We start from the raw sequence: 23,259 nt of genomic DNA, 5'->3' as shown, positions 1-23,259 counted from the left end.
GCCATGGGTCTTACAGTGAAATTCTTATTCACATAGACACAAAAAAGTGTCTTCTTAACCATGTAGTCAAGTACTTTTTCGCAAATTTTTTCCACTTTAATGCACTTTACAGGCGCTGTTGGATATTTCGCAAACCCATGAACTTTTTGTGATTTTAATCAAGTCCAAACACGAGTAGAATTCACCGTTAGTAAAGAATTTTCCTTATAAAATTTTTAGTGAAGCAATGAAGTCTGAGTTTCCAAGTTATAAAGATAAGCATATCGCTGTTGTTGGTGGCGGTGTAGCAGGTGCAACAGCAGCAATTCATTTTGCGGAGCTGGGTTTTAAAGTTTCCGTAATAGAGAAGGGCGTATCACTAGTAAATGGTCCACCCATTTGTCATTTGCATGCTGGTGGTAATTTATATCGAGAGATTTCCGAGCAACAGTGCTTAGACTTGTTAGCACAATCTATTGATACTGTTCGCCTGTATCCGCTTTCACTGAATATTCGTCCGACAATCATCGCGGTTCCTCATTCCGATGGTGGAGACCCATCCACACTAATTCCGCGATTAGAGGTTGTGAAAAGTGCTTATCAGACGCTCGTTGATAAAGATGAGAGTAATAAAGTGCTCGGCGAGCCAAGCGAATACTACAAACTGTATTCAAAAGCGGAGCTAGAAGCTCTCGCGCAACGTACTCAACCAAGTCATCCTACAAACTTCGATGAGTGGTGCATTCCTTTTGCTCAACATGCTGATCTTGAAGCGCTAAAGTATCCTGTTGTCGCAGTTCAAGAATATGGTTGGAGTGTTTTTCGCCTCGCCGCAATTGCCAACTTAACACTAGATACGCTTCCTAATGCTTCGGTCTTCACACAAGCAACGTTTAAGCAAGCCGATTGGATGGGGGAACACTGGCAACTTGGCTATGAACGTGAAGGTATCGATTACCTTATGACATGCGACTACTTGGTTAACGCGTGTGGCTTTGAAACAGGCTCAATTGACAACACAGTTGGTGCCAAGCGAGACAGGTTGGTGGAGTTTAAAGCCGCTTACGTTACGAGGTGGGCAGACTGTCAACAACAATGGCCAGAAGTTATTTTTCATGGCCCGCGTGGAACCGATAAAGGAATGGCTCAATTGACGCCTTATGGCGATGGTTACTTTCAACTTCATGGTATGACAAAAGGAATCACGCTGTTTGAAGATGGTTTAGTGGAGAGCACGAACTCATCTGCTCAACCTGAACTGCCTATGCCTTTACTCTCGAAGATCCGTAACGGCTGGAGAGAAGAAGTGTTAGAAGAGCGAACGAACAACGCCATCAAACACATGGCACAGTTCATTCCCGACTATCACTCTGCTGTAAAAGGAGGAAAAGCATTATTTGGCGCTCAGCAAATTCCCGGAACAGATCCAGTACTCAGAGCGGCAGATGTGACTTTTGAAGATAACCACTACGCGAGAATAGAGGTGGTAAAAGCGTCATCGACACTACTCGCAGCGCAAAAAATGCTTCAATTCTGGTTTGACATCGATCCTAACCAAAATGTGGAAACACAGCATCCGGTCGCTGTAAAGTGGTCTGAACAAGAGGTCGAGCAGTACGCGATTAAACTCACTCAAGAGCGAGGCTATCCACAAGCTTTAGCAGTGCGTTATGGTATGCCTGCATAATCGGCTGTGTTTGGGCTCAGTGGTTGTATTAATACCCAAAAAACTGAGCCCATTGGCACCATACTTCTTGCAAGCCTAGTCTATCTCCTTTCACAAAATTGACTTTTTGTCCGGGTTTCGCCTGTGCCAGTCTAGGTAAGTCAATACGAGCTACGCAGCCAAATTTAGGATACCCGCCAATAGTCTGGTGATCGTTGAGCAGCACAATAGGGTTACCATCGCTAGGTACTTGAATTGAACCTAATGCAATTCCCTCTGATAGGACGCCTTCGTAAGGTGGACGAATGTTATTGCCCTCAAGACGGTAGCCCATGCGATTCGAATTGGGGGAGATGATGAATGCTTTGTTGTAAAATGCTTGGCGAGCGTCTTCATCAAAGTCCTCGTTCTGATAGCCTTCAATCACTCTCAACTTAATGGGTAAGTTGTAATCTGGCTTAAAGCGAAACGTCATTTGCCTTGGTTTACGTTTCGGTAAGTTATGAGGGACAAAGGGAAGAATATCGCCAGCTTTCAAAGCGCCACCATTTGAATCATAACCACCTAGAGATTCTCGCAAGACGGTCGATGCGCTTCCTAAGTGCTGAGCAACATTGAACCCACCTTTAACCGCTAGGTAGGAGCGAAGTCCATTCCTTGCGACTCCGAACTGAAGCTTCTGTCCTTTTTTCAACGTAAAGTCAGACCAATTTGAAATAGGTTCACCATCTATTTTTGCATTTAAATCACCGCCACATATAGCAAGGTGGCAGTTATGCAATGCAATAAAACAAGCGTTACCCAGAGTAATTTCAATCGCAACGCAATTGACTACGTTACCAAGCAAATGGTTGGCCCAACTGTAAGCATAGTCGTCGACCGGGCCACCTTGAGTCACACCGACATGCGCTAAGCCAAAACGACCAAAGTCTTGAACTAAAGAGAGCGGTCCTGGCTTTTCCACCAGTAATCCACCGTAACTCATAGTACGCCTCCTAAATCGATAAACTCTTGTTTTGAAATAGCATTAAAGGTGACCTTGTCACCCACTTCAAACGGTATAAAAGGAGGAGAGTCGGAGAAGAGCGCAAGCGGGCTTTTACCAATAATGTTCCATCCGCCAGGACTATCTGATGGATAGACGGCCGTTTTAGAGTCTGCGATTCCTACACTTCCGGCCGGCACTTGAGTTCTTGGTGTGGCAAGCCTTGCCATGTGCAATTGAGTATCAACGTCCGAGAGAAATGCAAAGCCTGGAGCAAAGCCAATTGCAGAAACCGCGTACTCGGTTTTCGTATGCAGGGTAATAAGATCGTCTAATGACAGACCTCGCTTTTTAAAACGAGATAGATCTAACGCGGTTTCTTCAGAGTAATATACAGGGATAGTAATGTGATTCGGCTGGGAAAGCTTAAGTGATTGAGTATCAAACTGGCTCACGATTTGTTGCAGCTCATTGGCTAAGTTCTTTTCGTTGATTCGAAAAGGTAAGTAATCAATGAGAATAGTTTGATAGGAGGGGACAACGTTCATAACAATTGAAGCGAAAGTTTCTCTTATGCTGCGAGCAAGCTCTCCGACTGCATTTTCAGGAATACTCTCATCAAACTTAATGAAAATACTGCACTCGGAGATCAAAGAGATATTAAATTTCTCTTTATGCATTAATTTCCTCCAGCGTATAGGCTTTGGCGGATCTTTTGGATCAGCGCGATCGACTCTTCATTGTCACCATGAACACAAATTGTGTCGGCTTCCAATAATATGTAACCGCCTGAAGCGGTTTTGACACGCCCAGAGTCAGCTAAGGTTCGGACTTGCTCAAGTATCGCGTGCTCGCTTTTTAACACGGCATTGGGCTGTGTTCTAGGAGTCAGTAAGCCGTCATCTTGGTACAAACGATCTGCAAATGCTTCAAATAGCAAGGGAACATCATAATCGTCTGCGATTTCTAAGTATTTTTCGTTTTCCTGTGAAGCTAGGATCATTAACGGTACTTTGAACAGTGCTGCCGCCTTTACTACCGCTCTAAATATCGCATCACTTTTCATCATGTCGTTGTATAGAGCGCCATGAGGCTTTATGTAACTGATGTCTGTGTATTGCGCCCGGCATAATGCTTGTAAAGCACCAACCTGATATATAACCATGTTCGTCATTTCATCACCCGTCATGCTTATGCTTCGTCTGCCAAAGCCTTGTAGGTCGGCGTAACCTGGGTGTGCGCCAATATCAACATCGTTGTCATTCGCTAGGGTGATGGTGTCGTGCATGACATTAGGGTCGGAGGCATGAAAACCACACGCGATGTTCGCCATATCAACATGGGGCATCACGTCTTCATCTGCGCCCATATTCCAAGAGCCAAAGCTCTCGCCCATATCACAGTTCAATGTAAGTTGCTGTTTATTCAATGCCATACGTTTTATTTCTACACAAGCAATGGGTTTACGATGCAGGAAAATGCATCTAGGTTCAGTGACTCACTTCATTCTTCTATCATGAAAACGAAGCTTTTTGAGCAGATAGCTGACGAAAAAGATCACGTTAGTCCATAAAGATGTTGCCGTTATTTGAGTTGATCCGAATTTTAAGGTATTTCGTTTCTTTTCCATCCAATTTTTGAGAATTTAAGGTTATTTTGCATTAGCATCGTGTTAATCTTGTCGCCCTTCATGGGTGATAGATTGCATAATGGTTCTTCTGTCATTTTTGTGGTTGTCTGCGACAGGAATATATATGTCATTACGAGCGAAGCTTATTTGGCCTCTTCTGGTCTTTTTAACGGCTATCTTTGTTATCTCAAAAGGTTACACCTCGTATACTGTATACCAATCGTCTAAGCATGAACTGGTCGAGCAGACAAGAAAGTTGATTAACAACGTTTCTTTCTCAATTAAAGATGCGCTGACGACAAAGGACAAGCAAAAAGCTCAAACTATTCTCGCCAACTTTTTAAACCAGCCAAATGTAACTCGGGTCAAACTTTATGACCAAGATGACCAACCATTCGCTGTTATGGAGATAAGTGGGGCACTGGCACCCGTTCCAAGTCAAACCGAAAGAAGTAGGTTGCACGCTCTAGGCTATGCCTTATCAACCAAATTTCTTTATGTTCTAGAGCCGATTATCCATGATGGCTATGTCATTGGTAGCATGAGAGTTACGCTTTCTCATCGCCCAATTGTAGAAGCCATACAATCTTTACTTCAAGATGGCGCTTTACTTCTTCTGTTTCTGATCGCTGGTGGCACTGTTTTTTACATAAGTATCGAGAGGCTTGTTCTCAGGCCCGTGATGGAACTCAACCGCGTAATAGAGAATGTGACACACGGACGAAACACGGAAAATCAAGCTCGCTATTACGCCAAGGATGAAATTGGAGACCTCGCGCGCTCTTTCAATCAAATGATGAATAGGTTAACAGTACGTGAGAAGCAGCGGCAACATTCGCTAGACACACTAGAACAAAAGCGCGCATTTTCAGAAGAGGTTATCGAATCTGTTCAGCATGCATTAGTTATTACCGACAATTCCGGACGTGTTATTCATTGTAATACGGCGACCCAGCAAATATTTCAAAAAAAATTAGATGAACTTAAATATGCCAATATTCGTGATCTAATTAAAACCAAAACACCGAATGAGCTGAGTCAGATCCTGAGTCGAGGCCTAGAGTGCGATGATATTCACCTCAAAAATGCAGATAACGAACAGCAGTTGAGCCTAACCAGTCGTCGCCTCTCGACACATGAATACTTACTGTTTTCGATTCAAGATATCACCGAAATTGAAGAAGCCATAAACCGGCAACGTGTTGCGGGGCGTGTTTTTGAAAGCAGCCAAGATGGTCTCATTGTTCTTAATCATCGCGGTGTCATTACGATGGCAAACCCTGCCGTCACTAAGTTAGTCGGCTTAGAGGTGGATCAGCTTATTGGGAAATCATTCATCCAAACGCTAAAGTGGCGCAAGTTACAGGAAATGATGCCTAGTATCATCGAGTCGATAGAAAATTATGGCGTTTGGCAAGGTGAAGTTATCGAGAAGAACCATATTGGTCAGTTTGTACCGATGTTTGCTCGAGTCAATCGTATCGTTAAGTGTGAAGACTATGGTTTCTATGATCTGGTTATTGTTCTTACCGACCTTTCCGGCGCAAAAGAGATGGAACGATTGGAGCATTTAGCTCATCACGATGCTTTAACGGGGTTAGCCAATCGATCTAAGTTCCATTTAGAGTTGGAACAACTAGTACAACGCTCTGGATACTTGCGTGACGAATTTGCAGTTTTGTACCTCGATCTGGATGGATTTAAAGAAGTTAACGATACCTACGGTCATGATGCAGGTGATGAAGTTTTGAAAAAAGTTTCCGAGCGTCTAACATCTGCGACGAGACATAGTGATTTAATCGCAAGACTTTCTGGTGATGAATTTGTCATGTTGGTAAATCCCGCCAATCAAAAAGTGGTCACCCGAATAGCAGAACAGTTGCTCGAGAGCATATGTGCTCCAATTGAGTACAAAGGTCACTTACTCAAAGTTGGCGTTAGTATCGGCGTAAAATTAGTCGGCGTAAATGAGCGCGATGCTACTCGAGTTTTAAAAAGTGCGGATACGGCAATGTATCAAGCAAAGAAAGCCGGAAAAGGCCAAGCAATATTAATGGGATGCGAATTACAAGAGACAGTTTAAATCGTAACGTCAAAGCTTTAAACTAACTCAATTCGCGTCAGAAGGAATAATAAAATGAAAGTACTCGTTACGGGTGGTATGGGCTATATCGGTAGTCATACGTGTATTCAAATGATCGAAGCTGGCATGACGCCAGTGATTCTAGACAACCTGTACAACAGTAAATCTACGGTATTAGATCGAATTGAAAAGGTATGTGGTGTAAAGCCAACCTTCATTAAAGCCGATATCAGAGATAAATTGGCGATGGTAGAAGCACTAAAGTCGCACAATATTGAAGCTGTTATCCATTTTGCAGGTTTAAAGGCCGTCGGTGAGTCTGTAGCAAAACCTTTAGAGTATTACGACAACAACGTTAATGGCACTTTAGTATTGGTTGATGCAATGCGTGAAGCCGGAGTTAAATCGTTGGTATTTAGTTCATCAGCGACTGTATATGGTGATCCTGCATCTGTACCCATCACAGAGGACTTTCCAACTAGCGCAACTAACCCATATGGGCGCAGCAAATTAATGGTAGAAGAGTGTTTAACCGACTTCCAAAATGCGAACCCTGACTGGAGCATTACACTTCTTCGTTACTTTAACCCGGTAGGTTCACATCCAACAGGCGAGCTAGGTGAAGATCCTCAAGGTATTCCAAACAACTTAATGCCGTTTGTTTCTCAAGTTGCGGTAGGGCGCAGAGAGTTCCTTTCTGTGTTTGGTAGTGATTATCCGACCAAAGATGGCACAGGCGTACGTGATTATATTCATGTAATGGACTTATCTGATGGTCACGTTGCTGCATTAGAAAAAGTAGGTAGCAAAGCTGGCCTTCATATCTATAACCTCGGTACTGGTAACGGCTACAGTGTACTGGACATGGTGAAAGCATTTGAAGCCGCAAGTGGTAAAGATGTCCCATACCAACTTGTTGAGCGTCGTCCAGGTGATATTGCAGAGTGTTGGGCGGATCCATCAAAAGCGATGAATGAGTTAGGTTGGAAAGCAACTCGCACTCTAGAAGAAATGACTGGCGATACATGGCGCTGGCAGTCTACTAACCCTCAAGGTTATCCAGATGCCTAATCTTTAATTTACATAATAGTAACAAAAAGGCGCGTGATTGCGTCTTTTTTGATCCAAATCGGAAAAAATCGTAAATTACTGGTTAAAAGGTAGCAAGTATATATAGAGCTGTTAAACTATGCCCGACTCTTAATTTGGGTTATAAATTTTCTCATAGCTATTGGGGTAGTTCATGGAACTCGGTCTGATCATCACTTTCATCATTGCAGCAGCAGTAATGGTGAAAAAAGAGATGGCAAAACAGTAAACTTTCATTTTTCATACTTTTCTTTACATTTTTGAAATGAAAGCCATAAAAAAAGCCAGCATTACGCTGGCTTTTGTGTTTTTAAGGTTTAGAACTCGTATTTAACACTAATGTTATAATTACGCTCAGCTTGCGTTTTGTCTCGACTTAACTCAGTCTTACCGCGAACATCGTTCCAAAGATGGTATTCTTCATTCGTTAGATTCATAACACCAGCACGAATGGTTATATCTTTCATTGGTTTGTAGTACGCCGTTAAGTCAACGACTGTCGCAGACGGCAAAGCAACTTGGTCTTTGATTCCGCCTTTATCACCATCAGAGTTGATATCACTGTTCGATTTCTTAGCCGTGTAGTTTACTTTTAGGCTTGTCCCCCAAAGTGCATTTGGTGAATCGTAATTTACAGCAGCTACGGCATTCCATGGGTTTACACTGTTCAAAGGATTACCATCACCATCTTCACCTTCTGTGTATGCTGCAACAAAGCGAGTTGTCACGCCTGATGGAAGACCAGCAATGGCATGCCAATCAAGACGGTTAGAGAGCTCAACCCCTTTAATGTTTGCTTCACTAATATTGATATTTGTGAATTCAGTTAAACCACCATTGTTTGATGACGTTTGCTCAATAAAGTCACTGTAATCACTGTAGTAGAACGCTACTTCAGTTGCCGACGCTGCAGTGTTATGACGGTAACCAAGCTCATAAGACAAACTCTTTTCAGATCCCAAATTTGGGTTAGGGCGGTTGGTATAGCCATGAGCCGGATTATCGTAGGTGTAGTAAAGCTCGTCGAACGATGGCGCTCGGAACCCTTGGCTCACTTGCGCGAAGATCGTGCCTGGTTGCGATATAGAGTAAGTTGCTCCTAAACGACCAGTTAATGCAGAGTCGCTAAACTTCTCGAATGACTCTTCAGAAGTATTTGAAGGATTAGTAGAGAAGTAATCGTAACGCACACCTGGAGTCAGAATTAGCTTGTCATTAAGAAGCGAAATTTCATCTTGCAAGAATAAACCAAAGCTTTCTTCTTTTGCATCCGGTGTGTAAACGTAAACAGTATCTGGCGTGCCAGGATCGGAATTAAACTCGCGATTGGTATTACTGATGTCACTATGTTTGTACGATATTCCGTAAACAATATAGTGATTTTGAATCTCTTTATCTAACTGAGTTTCGAATTCAAATTTGTCTTCAGTATATTCGTAATCTTTTTTCTGTTGGTTGTCACCACTAGGCGGTACGTAAGGTGGGTAACCAGGGCTAGCTTCGATAAAGCGATTAGAGACGCCGTTTTCTTCTTTACCAATCCATGTAAGCTTGGACGTGATCGTATCCGAGATAGCTGCATCTGCAAACCAAATGTGCTTGAGCCCAATGCGATTTTGCTTGGTTGTGTCTTCAGCGTTGAAGTTTTTGTAACTTTTATGTGCGATCTCTGAGTCAGTCTCGTTGTAAATAACTTCTCCCAAAAACTCCAAGCGATGAGCGTCATTCAATTGAGATTGAAGTTTTACCAATAGATCGTTTTTGTAATAATCTTGGTTGTCCACAGAATAGTTATCGTAAGGCGCCTTAGAGAAATTTTGTAGCTCTGCACCATCACGGCGTGTAAAGGCTACAAGTGCTTCTGTACTACCGAAACGCTTTGCTAAAGCTACATGCTCACTAAAAGAGTTATCTTCCGATGAATAAGAGAGTTTAGCTTGACCACCAAAGTCTTTGCCATCTTTGAGGAAATCCTTCGGATCTTTTGTTTCGAATGCGACAACACCGCCAATTGCATCACTACCATGTAGGCTAGAAGCTGCTCCTTTAACAATTTCGACACTCTTTAGCATATCGGGGTCGACAGTAACGGCACTAGAATTGATAAACGAATATGGTCCACCGCTGAATACACCTGGTTGAGATGCACCGTCTACTAAGATTTTAACGCGTTTACCTTCCATCCCGCGAATGTTAATACTTTGGACGCCTTGGCGTTGAGTGCCATTAACAGTAACACCTGGCGTATACTCGAATAGATCATTCAAGTCCTTTACCATGTTTTCTTCGATGTCTTTCTCTGATACAACAGCAACAGAAGCAGCAACAGTGTTTATGGTTTGGTTGGTACGGGTGGCCGACACAACGACTTCTTCAAACTTAGAAGCTTCTTCCGCATAAGCAGTATGGGAAAGGGCAACTAAAATGGAGGCTGACAAAATTGATTTTTTATACATTGGCTTCAATACCTTAGATCCATAATAGGTAACAACACGCGGATATTAATGGATCTAAATGGTAATTACTATCATTACCATTGTCATTTATTGATTTGTATTGAATCTTCTTCTTAGGCTATTAGCATTCCTAGTCTTTAGTTATCAATATGTTATATAATTTGTCGTTAGTTCTTGATAAGTTCATCCAAATACAACGAATGTGATAAATGTCACATTAAGAGAGGCCATGTGCAGAGTCCAATTACGTTAGAAGCACTCCATATTCTAGATGCTATTGATCGAAGAGGGAGTTTTGCTGCTGCTGCGAATGAGTTAGACAGAGCCCCGTCATCGCTGAGCTATCAAATCCAGAAACTCGAGCAAGATTTAGACATTATTATCTTCGATCGCTCTGGTCACAAAGCCCATTTTACTGAAGCAGGTAAGCTTATTCTTGAAAGAGGAAGAGCCATTTTACAAGCCAGTGAAAAGTTAGTGAACGATGCAACGTTATTGGCGAATGGTTGGGAACTGGATATTACCATTGCCTTTGATGGCATTATTCCTATATCCAATTTTTTCCCGATGGTTGATGCGCTGGCCGAGGTCAGCTCAACTCGAGTCAGGCTGCAAGAGGAGATTCTGGCTGGTAGCTGGGAGTCGTTGAATACGGGGAGAGCTGATTTACTGATTTGCCCATCACTGGATACGCTTCCTCAAGAAGTTAAGTCAGAAAAAATTGGTAAAATGAGTATGTATTGGGTAGCTTCCGCTGATCACTATGTTCACAAGCGTAGTGGTAATTTTGATGAAGCAGCGCGAGAAAAGTATCGGATTATTGCTATTGCAGATACCGCACGTGAGCAACCAGCGCTCTCAATTAATATCATTCAAAAACAGCCTCGCTTGACCGTCACCAACTTTACGGCAAAAGTAGAAGCGCTCACTGCAGGTTTAGGTATTGGTACATTACCAAGCCAAATTGCACAACCTCTTATTGATAGTGGTGTATTGAAACGAATCGAAGGCACTGAAGAACAGCCGATGGATATTATTTTGGCATGGCGCCGGAACACTATGGGTGAGGCAAAATCCTGGTGTATTCAGTACTTAAAAAAGAATTGGAAACTAAAGTAACAACGTAACTTTTACTTCTTAGATTCCCATTGATTACCGAATGTAAGAAGTAAAAGTCATCGCTAATGCTGCGCTTTTCAATTTAAAGGGAGCACCATATCTGCCGTACCGTCTGCAAACTGGACATCGATCTCAAACCCCAAGTTCTGAGCCAACATCAACATCCCTCTGTTTGTTGGCATGGTCATTCCAGACATTTGCTTTGTGCCTTTAACTTTGCAATAGCTGATTATTTTCTGCATCAGCACTTTGCCTAAACCTTTTCCTTTCAAATCTGAACGAACCAAAATAGCAAACTCAGCGTCACTATTGTCTGGTGTAATCAATGCGCGGGCTACCCCTATGATAGACGGTCCGTCAGTATTAAACGCTACCGCAACAAACGCCATTTCGCGGTCGTAGTCGATTTGAGTAAAGTTTGCCAAAGCCTCATGGTTGAACTCTCCAACTTCAGAAAAGAAACGCTTATAGAGATCTTCTTTCGATACGCTATTAATGAATTGAGCATGCAGCGGCTCATCCTCTGGCAAGATAGGACGGAGCAGGATAGGTTGGCCATCTCGAAGCGTCACCGTTTCGACAAACTCTGCCGGGAAAGGGCGAATCGCTAGCCGTTTTTGGGCGTCTCCTTCGTACTTACACAGTGTGACATCTGCATCAAGGATAGTTAAATCGCTTCCGGACACTAGTACTGGATGGATATCCAGTTTTTGTGTTTCTGGTAACTCAACTGCCATTTGGGAGATACGAACCAAGAACTTCGACAACTCAGTAATATCGAGCGCATCTTTGTGTTTCTGCAGGCGAATCTTTCCAGACTTTAGGGCAACAACGACAAGGTAGCGCGCAAGCGTCATGTTCAAAGGAGGAAGTGCAGCGACGGCATCTTGGGCGATATTCCACTCAGAGCCGCCTTGACCAAGCAAGATCACTGGTCCAAAGACTTTATCTACTGCAATACTAACCCGTAGCTCTTCAGCGCTGCCGAGCTTTGCCATCCCTTGTACCAACAGCCCATGTACATTGGCGGAAGGGTAACTGAGCTTTACGGTATCTAAAATGGATAGCGCTGCGTTGGAAACTTCTCGACTGTTTCTTAAATTTAGAGCGACACCGTGAACATCCGATTTATGAGGAATGTCTGGAGAACGTAATTTAACCGCAACAGGGTATCCAATATTTTCTGCCATATGAACAGCTTCAATGTCGTCAGATGCAATCCACGTAGGCAAAACGTTAAACCCGAACAGCTTAAATAATGGGCTGGTTTGATGCGTATCCAAGGTGACTGTGTTTTTATCCAGTAGTTGTTCGTTTACCCATTCTTTTGCTGAACTCACACTTCCAGAATGTAATGGCTCTGCCGTCGTTGGCGTTTCCATTAGTTGTTTCTGGTTTCGTCTGTATTCGACCAAGTGCATGTATGCTACAACCGAACTTTCAGGTGTTCTATAGGTTGGAATGCCTGCTTGAGTAAAGGCCAGTCGCGCTTCTCTCGACGTTTGTTCTCCTGACCAGTTGGTCAAGATATTAAAATGCTTATGCCGAGGGTGAGATTTGATGGCATTAATAACGACTTGAGCAGTTTCAAGAGGATCAGAAACAGCAGAAGGACTATGCATAATCAATATCGCATCTGCACAGTCGTTATTCATCAGCGCGTTAATGGTATCAATATAGCGTTTTTGGGTTGCGTCACCAGACAGATCAATTGGATTTCGAGCACGCCAGTTGGATGGAAGTACTGCTTGTAATTGCTCAATGGAAGCGTCATCAAGCGTTGCGAGTTGGCCACCACGTTCAATCAAAGTATCAACGGACATAACAGCAGGGCCGCCGCCATTGGTGATGATCGCTAAACGCTCTCCACGAAGTGGCACAGAATGCGTGAGTGTTTCTACCGCGGCAAAAAGCTCATGCGTATTGCTGACTCGTAACATACCAGTTCTGCGAATAGCAGAATCGTAAATTACGTCAAGTGTATCTCCGTCTTGCTGCTCAAAAGTATTCATCTCTTTAGAGCGGCCCGCTTTTAGCACCAATATACGTCGGTTACGTGAAGCGGCGCGCGCAGCAGACATAAATCGGCGAGCGTCTTGGATATTATCAACATAAAGCAGAATAGCTTCAGTGTTTCCATCCATACTCAAATAGTCGAGCAAATCTGCAAAATCGATATCTTGTCCGCGCCCAATCGAAATGAACGAAGAAAAACCAATGTTCTTATCATTTGCCCAGTCTAAAACCGTGGTACAAACCGCCGCGGATTGTGAGATGAAAGCAATTTTTCCGGGTTTAGCTGCAACAGGGGAAAACGTGCAGTTAAAATTGTGCCAAGGAAGGATGATACCTAAGCTGTTTGGGCCTAAGACTCGAATGTTCAATGATGAGATATCTAAAGGATTAGGGTCATCAGAGATAACAATCGCAAACGGTGTGCCTCTCTCATCTAGCTCTTTAAGCAATTGCTCGTTACGTGAAACGTTCGTACACAAAATTGCAATATCTGGCGTATAGGGCAGGGAAGCTACATCAGGGTAAGCGATCACGCCAGATACGGCTTTATATCGCGGCGTTACTGGCATAATCGCGCCACCAAATCCACTTTGTAGAAGGTTGCGCATCACAACATGTCCTGCTCGCAATGCTTTTTGAGATGCCCCAATAACGGCCACAGAGTTGGGTTTAAAGAGTTTATGTAGTTTATTCATGCTGACTCCTGGCCGTTTGTAAGTCACGTTGGCTTCTCGGTTTCATATCAATCATAAACGAATAATTTACTGATAAAACATCTTCAGACCAGACATTGCAGAAAATGTGTACGATGCTTATGGAGTTTGTGTTATTCATCACATCAAAATCACAGATTATTGTATTTGATGCTTGATAAACGGCCCTGCTATCGGCATGATTTATCGTAATATTTATCCAGAGCATTTGTTACTTCATGAAAAAAATCGCAATCATCGGCTTGTCAGTTCTGCTTTCTGCTTGTGCATCTGAAACTTACATCACGGATGTGACCTCAGAAAGTTACCGAGAGGACTACAAATCAGATCGTATCTCTAAACCAATTATGGCGTCTGAAAACGCTGTAGTAGAAAAAGACGTACAACCAACTGTTGTGAAAATGACGGCAAAGCCTGAAGAAAAGAAAGTAGTCAAGCTAACGCCAAAAGAGCAGGCGAAGCCAGTTAAGATCGTACCACCAAGTAAAAAGCAAGCTGGCATTCAACGATTCGGCTATACCATTCAAGTCGCAGCTGTGGGTAGCCAAGCTAAAGTCGATCAGTTTGCAAATAAGCTGCCACAGAACGGTCAGCCAATTTGGGAAAACTACAAAGTTGTAAACGGTACTAAGTGGTTCTCAGTTTTATACGGAGACTACGCAACAAGCGCAGAAGCCAAGCAAGCGATTTCGACTTTGCCAGCTCAATTTCAGCAGTTAAGACCATTTGTTAAAAGCATTGATGCAATCAAAAACTCAGCTTACCCAACGCTTAACAAATTAAATTAACACATCAAATAAGGGAGCGAATAGCTCCCTTATTTATTTGCTCAAATCCTATTCGAACAACATTCCTCACATTAAAATTACTGTACGTCACACTTCAAAGGTTTATCATAATAAATAGTATCTTTTGTAGGTCACGGAAAGATGGATTCATGATTAAAAATATTCTTTTACTATGCGGCGGTGGCTCTTCTGAGCACGAGATTTCATTATTGTCTGCAAACTTTGTCGAACAACAACTAAATCTTATTGAAGACGTTCACGTTACACGCGTAGAAATAAAAAACGAAGGTTGGATGACCAACCAAGGTGAGTTGGTTTACTTGGATCTCAATACCAAGCAGTTGTGCTCAAGTGAATCTAATCAAACCATTGATTTCATCGTGCCTTGTATACATGGTTTTCCTGGCGAAACAGGCGACATTCAATCTCTGTTTGAAATCGCAGGTATTCCTTATCTTGGCTGCGGGCCAGAAGCGAGTAGCAATAGTTTCAATAAAATCACATCTAAGCTTTGGTACGACGCTATTGGCATACCCAATACGCCATACTTATTCTTAACGCGAAACGATGAAGAAGCTCACGTTCAAGCTCATAAAGCCTTTGAAAAGTGGGGAAAAGTTTTTGTTAAAGCCGCTCGCCAAGGTTCTTCCGTTGGCTGTTACAGTGTCATAGAAAAAGACAAGCTTTCTAATGCAGTAAATGATGCTTTTGGGTTTTCTGACCAAGTGTTGGTTGAGAAAGCAGTAAAACCTCGAGAACTTGAAGTTGCTGCATATGAGATGAATGGCCAACTACATATCACTAAGCCAGGCGAGGTCATCGCGCCTGATGGTGCTTTTTACTCGTACGATGAAAAGTACAGCAGTTCAAGTCACTCGCTCACAGAAGTTGAGGCGAAGAATCTAACTCAAATACAATTAGATTCCATCCAACACGCGTCAGAGACGGTATTTAAACAAATGAATCTTCGTCATTTATCTCGTATCGACTTTTTCCTAACGGAAGATGATGAGATTTACTTAAACGAAGTAAACACATTTCCAGGAATGACTCCGATCTCAATGTTCCCTAAAATGCTTCAAAACAACGGGCACAAATTTCATGAGTTCTTGGAAGATTGTATAAACAGTGCAAAGTGATTAACGTTATCGAGACGCGTTTTATGATACAAGTTGTTTTCTAGAGCAAGGATTATTCAAGCCGTATTTGAATATTGCTCAGTAGCAATTATGATTATATCAACGCATTAAACAGATGACTCAGTGGTATGGCGATTTCAAATTATAGAGGTTTTAACCTGCAGTCAGTCGGATCAGATGGCAGTGTTTGGAAGGTTAAAATCAAGAACCACGTTTTACAGGGCAGTTTGACGGCGGTAAAGAAAAGCATTGATTGGTGGTGTGACACCGCATCGATTATTGATCCCAAAGAGTTTGCTTCACTCGGACAAAGAGTGCAGCAAACTGGTGTTGCAAAATCAGAGGTCTTTAACGGCTATACTATTCAAAACGATACAGGCCAACCTAACTCTTGGTACTGTATGTTTAATGGTAAACTGATTAAGGGCAGTAAAGCCGCTATTCAACGCCATATCGAAGCTTATTTGGTTGCAAAGCAAAAAGCGATGCAAGCTCAACAACAAAAGAAACAATAGAATGACTCTGGTATATTCAACAGAAACCGGTCGAATTAAACCGGAAGAAGAAAAAGTATCTCGCCCTAAAGGCGATGGTGTTGTTCGGATTCAGCGCCAAACGAAAGGCCGTAAAGGTAAAGGCGTATGCATTGTTACAGGTTTAGACTTGGATGATGCACCTTTAAAGTTATTAGCGGCAGAACTCAAAAAAGTCTGTGGCTGTGGTGGCTCTGTAAAAGATGGCAATATCGAGATTCAAGGTGATGCTAGAGACAAGATCAAGGCACATCTTGAAAAGAAAGGCATGACAGTCAAATTAGCCGGTGGCTAATTTAATATTTCCAGTAAACAAAAATGGCGTTTAAAGAAATAGACGCCATTTTTTATAAGTTGCTAATTGAAGAGCAAGCAATCGTAGATTGATAGATCGATATTAGCTATTTTATGGTAAATAACCATTATGTTTAATGCTCACAGTAAGGCCCTTAAATTTAAAATCTGCAGGGGAATAGGAGCATACTCAGACAACATTTAGCGTACGGCGATATACAATTTAACATAATATACATAATGCGCACTGATATAGTGATTCTTTAGGACTTGCAATCACGACAGCTAATCCAGTGCAAGCCATTGAGATTCCTGATAATCCAAGCCCATTAAACTTTTTTGCAATTCCTTCCCATACTGCTTTTATCTGCGGATTATCATTGCGATCAGCGTGACACCCCAACAATGCAATCTCAGGGTCTAAACCTGATTGCTCTGCAAGAAAAATTGCTTGTGTATCAGTCATATAACGCTTTCCTTTGCGAAAATCACTGATTCTCTGCGGCGGCACATTCATATCCGCTGCAATTTGTTTGTCTTGTACGTAACTTTGAGCCTTTTTGTAGGCATCTAATAGTTTGTTCTGATACATACCGCTTCCTCCGTTTCCGTCAGTTTAGCTTATCAATCACCATTTTTGGTGTCTTGCGCTAACCAATTTTGGTGATTACGCTAATAACCAAATTTGGTTACTCACTTAAATTAGCTTGGTGTGGTTATGCTTACGGAACAAATCAAATCCCTTATCGAAAATGAATGTGCGCTTAGTCCTCGACTTACTGGCGTGTTCTTCCGTAAGCACCTGAATCAATCTATGTATGATGATGACGGCCAACTCACTGAGTTCGCCATTCAATGTCATCACTACTTTAACGAACTCAAACGCGCTGCTGAGCAAAAAGCCTTTCATGCTCGTCTTGAACAACGTCGTCTCCAACACGAACAACAGCAAGAATCAGTTAAACGCGTTAATCAGTCCGTAAAGAAATCCGCTAACCAGTCACGAGCTCAGTTCATTGGCTCTCTTCGCTTTGAACTCAATCAAGGCGTTCTGATGGTTCGCTCGGTTTCTCGTTCAATGCCAACTCCAACCAAATGGATTCGTCGCTATCTCAAGAAACTTGGCGTACATCGCATTGGTAAGTCTTTGTCTAACGGGGCTTTATTTTGTGGTGACGCTGTCACTGAAATCCTTGCTTGTTTGCAAGCTAAACAGGCTAAGAACGACACCGTACCGCTTGAACTGAATATCAGCGCCCTGCCGATTTTAACTTGGTTTCGTTCGCCACTCAGCTTTGGCACTCCAACATTGGAGGCTCAGTACTCATGAACGAAGCTCAAATCATCTATTACGACTTGCTGCCTGACTACACGGTGTCTGTGTTGGTCAAAGGTTGCGACGAATGGGATTTGCTTAAATCCATGTCTCATCTTGAGTCTTGGGCTTCGTCTCAGTTCGCTTCTTATGAGTTGGTGTCCATCACCAACACGACCGTTGAACAACGTATCAATATGGGGGTGTTCGATGACTACTGCAACTAACATCCTTAAAAGTTTCGATGAGCAAAGCGTTCATATTGATTACCTGTGTTTTACGTTTGCTGTGAAAGACTTACGTCATTGTCATGATGCGGTTCGTCGGTTGCACAAGCATGAGGAATACAAAGGCTTTGCCAAATCAGGACTGTTACAGCGTCACTGTCGCGCACCTAAGTTCCCTGCTCCACCTGTGTTTAATCCGACCGTCGCTAAGACGTCTGAAGAAATTGAAGCGTACAACAAAGCCTTTGATATCTGTTACCGCAACTACTTGGAAGATTGCTTGCGCATCTTCACCAACCAAGTGCTTGGTTTGTCGCTGTCTGCGCCTCGCGGTTTGGGTTTCCAGTTCTACACCGAATCCATGAAACTGACTTCGCCAGATGGTGAGGACTTCTGCGGCTTCGTTGGTATCGGCGGTAACAATGACACGGTGCATTTCCAAATCAACGGAACGGGATGCAAGCATGTATTTGACCGTCGTCCTACGTGGTCGCTGCATGACTGGCTGACCAATGTACTTGGTGTGCAAACTTTGGCGCGTGTTGACTTGGCCTATGACGATTACGACGGGATTTTTGATTGCGAATACGCTTACAAGGCGTGGCGTGACGACTGTTTCCGCACCGCAGAACGTGGTCGTGGCCCTGTGCTTCATGAAGATATGACCATTGCCAGTATCGGAAAAGACGGCAAACCGATTTACACCAAAGAGCAATACTCGATTGGTTCGCGTACCTCGCGCATTTACTGGCGTATCTACAACAAGGCACTTGAGCAGAAACTCGCGAACACGGGTCTTGTCTGGTACCGCTCCGAAGTCGAGCTGAAAAAATGGAATGTTGATGTGTTGCTGAATCCGGCTGGCGCGTATGCCGCGCTGAATGATTTTGCTGCGTCAATTTCTACTGCAAAGAAATTCAATACCAAACCTGTCCCGACTAAACGCGCGGCGTTAGACCTGTTGGCCTCTGCGCACTGGATGCGCCGTCAGTACGGGAAAATCCTTAATTCACTTATCGAGTTCCATGAGGGCGACATTGAAACCGTCGTCGGTTCCCTTGTCCGTGATGGAACGAAATTCACCTTCCCCGATACCTACGGCAAGTTGGTGACTCACATATTGGAGACTTAACAAATGGCTAAATCCGTTTTTGTACTTGGCATGGATATCACTTGGAACTCGGCACGTGGTGACAGTGCTCAACTGAACGTGTCGCGTCCTCTACGTGAAATCAACTCAGAGAAATTCAAACGCCGCACTATCGGTGAATCGGGTGATGTGAATCCCCAATGGGACCAACCGTTGATGATTGATCATCAATACGCCCTATTACTTGAGCGTACGGGCGCACTCGTTCCTCGTCGTGAATACCAATTGCGTTTGGAGATTAACCCAGACGACCCATTGGCAGGTGCCATTGTGACAGAACTCATCCCTGTGGATGACGACATCAAGAAACATTTTGAAGCCTCGTTAAAGGCTAAATAAGGAATTTTGTTATGCCTGTGTGTGCTTTACCTAACGCGGACGGTTTTCTCGCTGTCGTTCCTGACATTGAAGCGGCTTCATGCCGTGGTTATGTCATGGTGACGGCTCAAGAATATGACACGTTAATGAGCTACACACAGCTGACTCCAGGAGAGATATCTCAAGCGTTCGGCTTGGGTTTCACCTTGGTGTTCGTTGGCGGATATCTCTCAACTTACGCCATCAAAATGGCAATACGTTTAATAAAACTACTTTGAGGAATCTGTTATGAAACGTCTAAACGCGCTTAAAAAGTTCGGTAAACAAGCGACGGCAACCGTCACTGTCGCGGTGCTTTCTGTCCCTGCTATGGCGGCGGAAGGTGGTGCCGCTGACCCGTTCTCCGCTATCGACTTATCTGGTGTGGCAACCAAAATCGGCGCGGCAGGTCTGGTGATTGTCGGCATTACTATGGCTTACAAATCCATCACTCTTGCTAAGCGTGCTGTGAACAAGGCTTAAGTTTATGTTGGCCGTTCTCCACGATGTCCAACTCATCGTCTTTGTGCTTTTGGGTGGCATTGCCGGATACGTGGCCAGCCAAAACTTTAGAGGATAAGGGGGCTTCGGTCCCCTTTTTTAATGGTGAAAACGTGAATAAATCACTCTTTTTACTTCTGTTTTCGTGCTTGTTCCTGTCATGGCATGCAAGCGCAGCTCAACCTACTTACGCCGTGAGAGATGTTATCGCTTATCCCGACTGTAAACTGTCTAGGGGGATGAGAGTTAATCCTTATTCTTATGTCTCTTGTTATGAAAATAAGTTTGTTCGATACAAAGACTTCTCTACTAAGTCATGTTACATGGATAGCGATGAGTTCGGCTTACGTATAATGTGTAATACCGACAGCTCTTCTTTCCCGAAAATTCAAACTGTATGGTTCCGTCATGATACAGCTAAGTGTCCAGCTGACTATGAAATGATAGAAGATGGTGACGGCGTCACCTGCGAACCTATCGTCCCTGCCTGTGAGTATGGTGAAAACCCTGACGGCACCTGTATGGACGCTTGCCAGTTCAAAAAATCCATTGATGAAACCAAGCTGCTTCAATGGCTGGCGTACGTCTACGGTGAACAAGTTACTGGGGCATGTTATGGCGACTTTGGTGCACCCGATGCGAACTAGAACGCATTCCTAGTGATACCACGCTGTGTACGGGCGTTGATTCTGGCGAATGGACACAAAACACAATCTGTCATGGAACGTTCCAGTTCAAAGGCAATCAGTGTGAAGGCGGCACACTCTTCTGGGGTAAAGATGGCCCTGACACCCCTATTATTCCTGATGACCCAATTCATGAACCTGACGACCCGACAGGTGACATCGAAGACCCTAGCGTATTACCTGACGACTCAACCAATACGGTGAATCCACCGGATACCGACAGTGAGCCAGACGTAGAAGAGCCTGACACCGATGAATCGACAGACACGGCAGTTCTGAAAGCCATTACTGGGATGAATAAGGACGTCAACAAAGCGTTGAATGACATGAACATCGACATCAATCAAGCCAGTGCTGACGTTCAAAACCAAATCATTGCGCTGAATGCGTCGATGGTCACCAACACGCAAGCCATTCAAAAGCAGCAAATCAACGACAACAAGATTTACGAAAACACTAAGGCCCTTATCCAACAAGCGAATGCTGACATCACCACGGCCATGAACAAGAACACCAATGCCATTAATGGTGTGGGTGACGATGTAGAGAAAATTGCAGGGGCAATGGATGGTATCGCGGATGAAATTTCCGGTATTTCTGACACCTTAGACGGTATCGCAAACACAGATACGTCTGGCGCAGGTACGGGTGGTACGTGTATCGAGTCCCAAAGTTGTACTGGCTTTTATGAGTCGGGCTATCCCGATGGTTTAGGTGGTTTGGTGTCCGGTCAGTTAGATGCTCTTAAACACAACACCATCGACAACTTTGTGAACTCGTTTGGTGACCTCGACTTATCCAATGCTAAGCGCCCTTCTTTCGTGCTCCCTGTGCCGTTCTTCGGTGACTTCAGTTTTGAGGAACAAATCAGCTTTGATTGGGTGTTCGGTTTTATTCGTGCGGTTCTCATCATGACGTCAGTGTTTGCGGCGCGTCGTATTATTTTTGGAGGTTAATATGGATTGGTTAGTCGATTTATTTAACAAGCTGTTGGTGTTCCTCTACCAGCTCTTAATCTCGCTGGTCAACATGCTCAAAGACCTGTTCTTTTGGGCGGTTGAGCAAATCATGGCAATGGTGAATCTGTTGCTCTCTGGTGTGTTCTCCCTATTCGCTCCGGTCGATATAAGCCAGTACATGACCAGTATTCCGCCTACGGTGGCTTGGGTCTTGGCGGCGGTCGGTGTGCCTCAATGTCTGTCCATCATTCTGGCCGCTATTACGGTGCGTTTGATGCTGCAATTGATTCCGTTTACGAGGTTAGGCTCATGATATATGCCATAGCAGGAAGACCAGGTGGCGGTAAAACCTATGAGGCGGTTGCCTACCATATTATTCCGGCCATTAAAGATGGCCGCAAAGTCATTACCAATATCACCTTAAACATTGATTGGTTCGTTAAGGTATTTGGTGAAGACGTTCGAGAACTCATCAAAATCGTGGATGGCCGTTTAACGGATTTTGGTTCAACCTCGCGTCCGTTCAGTCAGATTGAAGACTACTCGGACGAATGGCGCAATGAAAAAGGACAAGGGCCACTTTATGTGGTCGATGAGGCGCACATGAGCTTGCCAAGTCGAGGCTTGGCCGCGCCCATTCTAGAATGGTACTCAATACACCGTCACTACGGTGTCGATATCATCTTGCTCACGCAGAACATCCGCAAAGTGCATCGAGACATTAAGGACATGATTGAAGTGACCTACCGATGCACAAAGAACACGGCCATGGGTTCAACCAGTTCTTACACCAAGAAAGTGCAAGATGGTTGTGCCGGTGAAGTGGTGAACACCTCTACCCGATTTTACAAGTCAGAGTACTTCCCGTTCTATAAGAGTCATTCGCAATCCAACAAGCAAGTGCAGGAAGCCGAAGCAAAAGACATTCGCCCGTTCTGGAAGCGTTGGCCTGTCGTCGGAACGGTTGTGCTGTTATCGCTTGGATTGGTTTTCAATATCTGGGCTTGGTGGCCAGAGTCAGAGCAACCGCCCGACCCCGTTAAACCACCACAACCAGTACAAGCGCAGCTGCCTGACGGAACGCCAACGGTAGATACGGCAGAAACCAAAGCGAAGAAGAAAAAGAAAGCATCAGGATTCGGGCCTTTGGAAGATTACGACTTCTACATCACCGGATACGCAAAGCAAATCGCCTACGCCAAACGGCTGAAGTATGCTGCCGAACTCGACCGTGACCTGACGTTCTACAAGATATACATTGATGTGTACGATGGCCGCGACAAGCTATTCAGTTTCGATCATCTGGACTTGGTAAAGATTGGGTATCAGTTCGAAGTGTTGAGCGACTGCGTATATCGAGTGACTTGGGAAGAAACAGAGAGGATCTTCACGTGCGGGCAAAGAGAAAAGCCGTCAGACATATTGCAGCAAAACATGCCTGTCCATATCTAGACCGCTCGCCACAGCGTCGAAGCTAGCGCAGTCTGCGTAGACCGAGGAAGCGGAACATGTAGGACACCAAACCTTGGCACTTCCACACCGAACTTAATCATGGGGCTCTATACGAGCCCTTT

The 23,259-nt window shown here is 43.9% G+C and carries 24 protein-coding genes; 18 read left to right on the top strand and 6 right to left on the bottom strand.

Features of this window, described 5'->3' with window-relative positions; all coding sequences use genetic code 11:
• Window positions 1–226 precede the first annotated feature (226 nt).
• A complete protein-coding gene (locus R7E00_RS04310; RefSeq protein WP_005376318.1) occupies window positions 227–1,666 on the top strand; it encodes an FAD-dependent oxidoreductase in 1,440 nt (479 codons plus the stop codon).
• A gap of 28 nt (window positions 1,667–1,694) precedes the next feature.
• Here R7E00_RS04310 and R7E00_RS04305 read toward each other — a convergent pair whose 3' ends face one another.
• The 3 genes from R7E00_RS04305 to R7E00_RS04295 are packed head-to-tail and all read right to left on the bottom strand — an operon-like array spanning window position 1,695 to window position 4,065.
• Window positions 1,695–2,630: a biotin-dependent carboxyltransferase family protein gene (locus tag R7E00_RS04305; protein WP_005376316.1), complete on the bottom strand. Its 936-nt coding sequence runs from the start codon at window positions 2,628–2,630 to the stop codon at window positions 1,695–1,697.
• Window positions 2,627–3,310, bottom strand: a complete 684-nt coding sequence (locus tag R7E00_RS04300; protein WP_158173070.1) for a 5-oxoprolinase subunit B family protein — start codon at window positions 3,308–3,310, stop codon at window positions 2,627–2,629. Before R7E00_RS04300 ends, R7E00_RS04305 begins: the two co-directional genes overlap by 4 nt.
• Window positions 3,310–4,065, bottom strand: coding sequence for a 5-oxoprolinase subunit PxpA (locus R7E00_RS04295; RefSeq protein WP_158173071.1), 756 nt, complete (start codon window positions 4,063–4,065; stop codon window positions 3,310–3,312). Before R7E00_RS04295 ends, R7E00_RS04300 begins: the two co-directional genes overlap by 1 nt.
• 319 nt (window positions 4,066–4,384) lie before the next feature.
• Here R7E00_RS04295 and R7E00_RS04290 point away from each other — a divergent pair, with 319 nt between their 5' ends.
• Both R7E00_RS04290 and galE read left to right on the top strand, forming a co-directional pair.
• Complete coding sequence (locus R7E00_RS04290; protein ID WP_025767774.1) at window positions 4,385–6,343, top strand: diguanylate cyclase domain-containing protein; 1,959 nt, start codon at window positions 4,385–4,387, stop codon at window positions 6,341–6,343.
• A gap of 54 nt (window positions 6,344–6,397) precedes the next feature.
• A complete protein-coding gene (gene galE, locus R7E00_RS04285) occupies window positions 6,398–7,414 on the top strand; it encodes a UDP-glucose 4-epimerase GalE (protein ID WP_005376309.1) in 1,017 nt (338 codons plus the stop codon).
• Between the two features lie 335 nt (window positions 7,415–7,749).
• Here the strand turns inward: galE and R7E00_RS04280 are convergent, their stop codons facing one another.
• Window positions 7,750–9,888: a TonB-dependent hemoglobin/transferrin/lactoferrin family receptor gene (locus R7E00_RS04280; RefSeq protein WP_033907072.1), complete on the bottom strand. Its 2,139-nt coding sequence runs from the start codon at window positions 9,886–9,888 to the stop codon at window positions 7,750–7,752.
• 231 nt (window positions 9,889–10,119) lie between these two features.
• Here R7E00_RS04280 and R7E00_RS04275 point away from each other — a divergent pair, with 231 nt between their 5' ends.
• Window positions 10,120–11,007: a LysR family transcriptional regulator gene (locus tag R7E00_RS04275; protein WP_262606034.1), complete on the top strand. Its 888-nt coding sequence runs from the start codon at window positions 10,120–10,122 to the stop codon at window positions 11,005–11,007.
• 77 nt (window positions 11,008–11,084) lie between these two features.
• Here the strand turns inward: R7E00_RS04275 and R7E00_RS04270 are convergent, their stop codons facing one another.
• The gene (locus R7E00_RS04270; protein ID WP_262606033.1) at window positions 11,085–13,718 is read right to left on the bottom strand and encodes a bifunctional acetate--CoA ligase family protein/GNAT family N-acetyltransferase; all 2,634 of its coding nucleotides are present in this window, start codon (window positions 13,716–13,718) and stop codon (window positions 11,085–11,087) included.
• A 236-nt stretch (window positions 13,719–13,954) separates the two neighbouring features.
• On the opposite strand from R7E00_RS04270, the gene R7E00_RS04265 reads away from it, so the two are divergent.
• The 4 genes from R7E00_RS04265 (at window position 13,955) to yciH (ending at window position 16,491) form a co-directional block, all read left to right on the top strand.
• Window positions 13,955–14,524 carry an SPOR domain-containing protein gene (locus tag R7E00_RS04265; protein ID WP_005390018.1) on the top strand — a complete coding sequence of 190 codons (570 nt, stop codon included), beginning with the start codon at window positions 13,955–13,957 and terminating at the stop codon, window positions 14,522–14,524.
• A gap of 149 nt (window positions 14,525–14,673) precedes the next feature.
• Complete coding sequence (locus R7E00_RS04260) at window positions 14,674–15,663, top strand: D-alanine--D-alanine ligase (RefSeq protein WP_053349883.1); 990 nt, start codon at window positions 14,674–14,676, stop codon at window positions 15,661–15,663.
• Window positions 15,664–15,791: 128 nt separating this feature from the next.
• On the top strand, window positions 15,792–16,178 hold the full coding sequence (locus tag R7E00_RS04255; RefSeq protein WP_005376294.1) for a DUF3319 domain-containing protein: 387 nt from the start codon (window positions 15,792–15,794) through the stop codon (window positions 16,176–16,178).
• A 1-nt stretch (window position 16,179) separates the two neighbouring features.
• A complete protein-coding gene (yciH, locus tag R7E00_RS04250) occupies window positions 16,180–16,491 on the top strand; it encodes a stress response translation initiation inhibitor YciH (RefSeq protein WP_005376292.1) in 312 nt (103 codons plus the stop codon).
• A 222-nt stretch (window positions 16,492–16,713) separates the two neighbouring features.
• On the opposite strand, the gene R7E00_RS04245 is transcribed toward yciH, so the two are convergent.
• Window positions 16,714–17,082 (bottom strand): DUF3693 domain-containing protein, encoded by a 369-nt coding sequence (locus R7E00_RS04245; protein ID WP_213870928.1) that lies wholly within the window; start codon window positions 17,080–17,082, stop codon window positions 16,714–16,716.
• A 126-nt stretch (window positions 17,083–17,208) separates the two neighbouring features.
• On the opposite strand from R7E00_RS04245, the gene R7E00_RS04240 reads away from it, so the two are divergent.
• The 10 genes from R7E00_RS04240 (at window position 17,209) to R7E00_RS04195 (ending at window position 23,137) form a co-directional block, all read left to right on the top strand.
• Entirely contained in the window at window positions 17,209–17,820 is a 612-nt protein-coding gene (locus R7E00_RS04240) for a hypothetical protein (protein WP_262606032.1), read from the top strand.
• Window positions 17,817–18,032: a hypothetical protein gene (locus tag R7E00_RS04235; protein ID WP_005488200.1), complete on the top strand. Its 216-nt coding sequence runs from the start codon at window positions 17,817–17,819 to the stop codon at window positions 18,030–18,032. Before R7E00_RS04240 ends, R7E00_RS04235 begins: the two co-directional genes overlap by 4 nt.
• Window positions 18,016–19,164, top strand: coding sequence for a replication initiation factor domain-containing protein (locus tag R7E00_RS04230; RefSeq protein ID WP_262606031.1), 1,149 nt, complete (start codon window positions 18,016–18,018; stop codon window positions 19,162–19,164). The genes R7E00_RS04235 and R7E00_RS04230 overlap by 17 nt, the downstream gene beginning before the upstream one ends.
• Window positions 19,165–19,167: 3 nt before the next feature.
• On the top strand, window positions 19,168–19,521 hold the full coding sequence (locus tag R7E00_RS04225; RefSeq protein ID WP_017822035.1) for a DUF1293 family protein: 354 nt from the start codon (window positions 19,168–19,170) through the stop codon (window positions 19,519–19,521).
• 11 nt (window positions 19,522–19,532) lie between these two features.
• Window positions 19,533–19,778, top strand: coding sequence for a hypothetical protein (locus R7E00_RS04220; protein WP_017822034.1), 246 nt, complete (start codon window positions 19,533–19,535; stop codon window positions 19,776–19,778).
• Between the two features lie 10 nt (window positions 19,779–19,788).
• Complete coding sequence (locus R7E00_RS04215) at window positions 19,789–20,022, top strand: phage coat protein (protein WP_262606030.1); 234 nt, start codon at window positions 19,789–19,791, stop codon at window positions 20,020–20,022.
• Window positions 20,023–20,153: 131 nt separating this feature from the next.
• Window positions 20,154–20,687 (top strand): hypothetical protein, encoded by a 534-nt coding sequence (locus tag R7E00_RS04210; protein ID WP_262606029.1) that lies wholly within the window; start codon window positions 20,154–20,156, stop codon window positions 20,685–20,687.
• Window positions 20,651–21,682: a hypothetical protein gene (locus R7E00_RS04205; RefSeq protein WP_262606028.1), complete on the top strand. Its 1,032-nt coding sequence runs from the start codon at window positions 20,651–20,653 to the stop codon at window positions 21,680–21,682. The genes R7E00_RS04210 and R7E00_RS04205 overlap by 37 nt, the downstream gene beginning before the upstream one ends.
• Window position 21,683: 1 nt before the next feature.
• The gene (locus R7E00_RS04200; RefSeq protein ID WP_262606027.1) at window positions 21,684–21,998 is read left to right on the top strand and encodes a DUF2523 family protein; all 315 of its coding nucleotides are present in this window, start codon (window positions 21,684–21,686) and stop codon (window positions 21,996–21,998) included.
• Complete coding sequence (locus R7E00_RS04195; RefSeq protein WP_140345158.1) at window positions 21,995–23,137, top strand: zonular occludens toxin domain-containing protein; 1,143 nt, start codon at window positions 21,995–21,997, stop codon at window positions 23,135–23,137. The genes R7E00_RS04200 and R7E00_RS04195 overlap by 4 nt, the downstream gene beginning before the upstream one ends.
• The last annotated feature ends 122 nt before the right edge of the window (window positions 23,138–23,259 follow it).

The sequence above is a fragment of the Vibrio sp. Vb1755 genome, from assembly GCF_033338635.1.
Classification (GTDB): Bacteria; Pseudomonadota; Gammaproteobacteria; order Enterobacterales; family Vibrionaceae; genus Vibrio; species Vibrio alginolyticus.
Note: the sequence above shows the minus strand (reverse complement) of the source record. Positions and strands in the feature narration are given on the sequence as shown.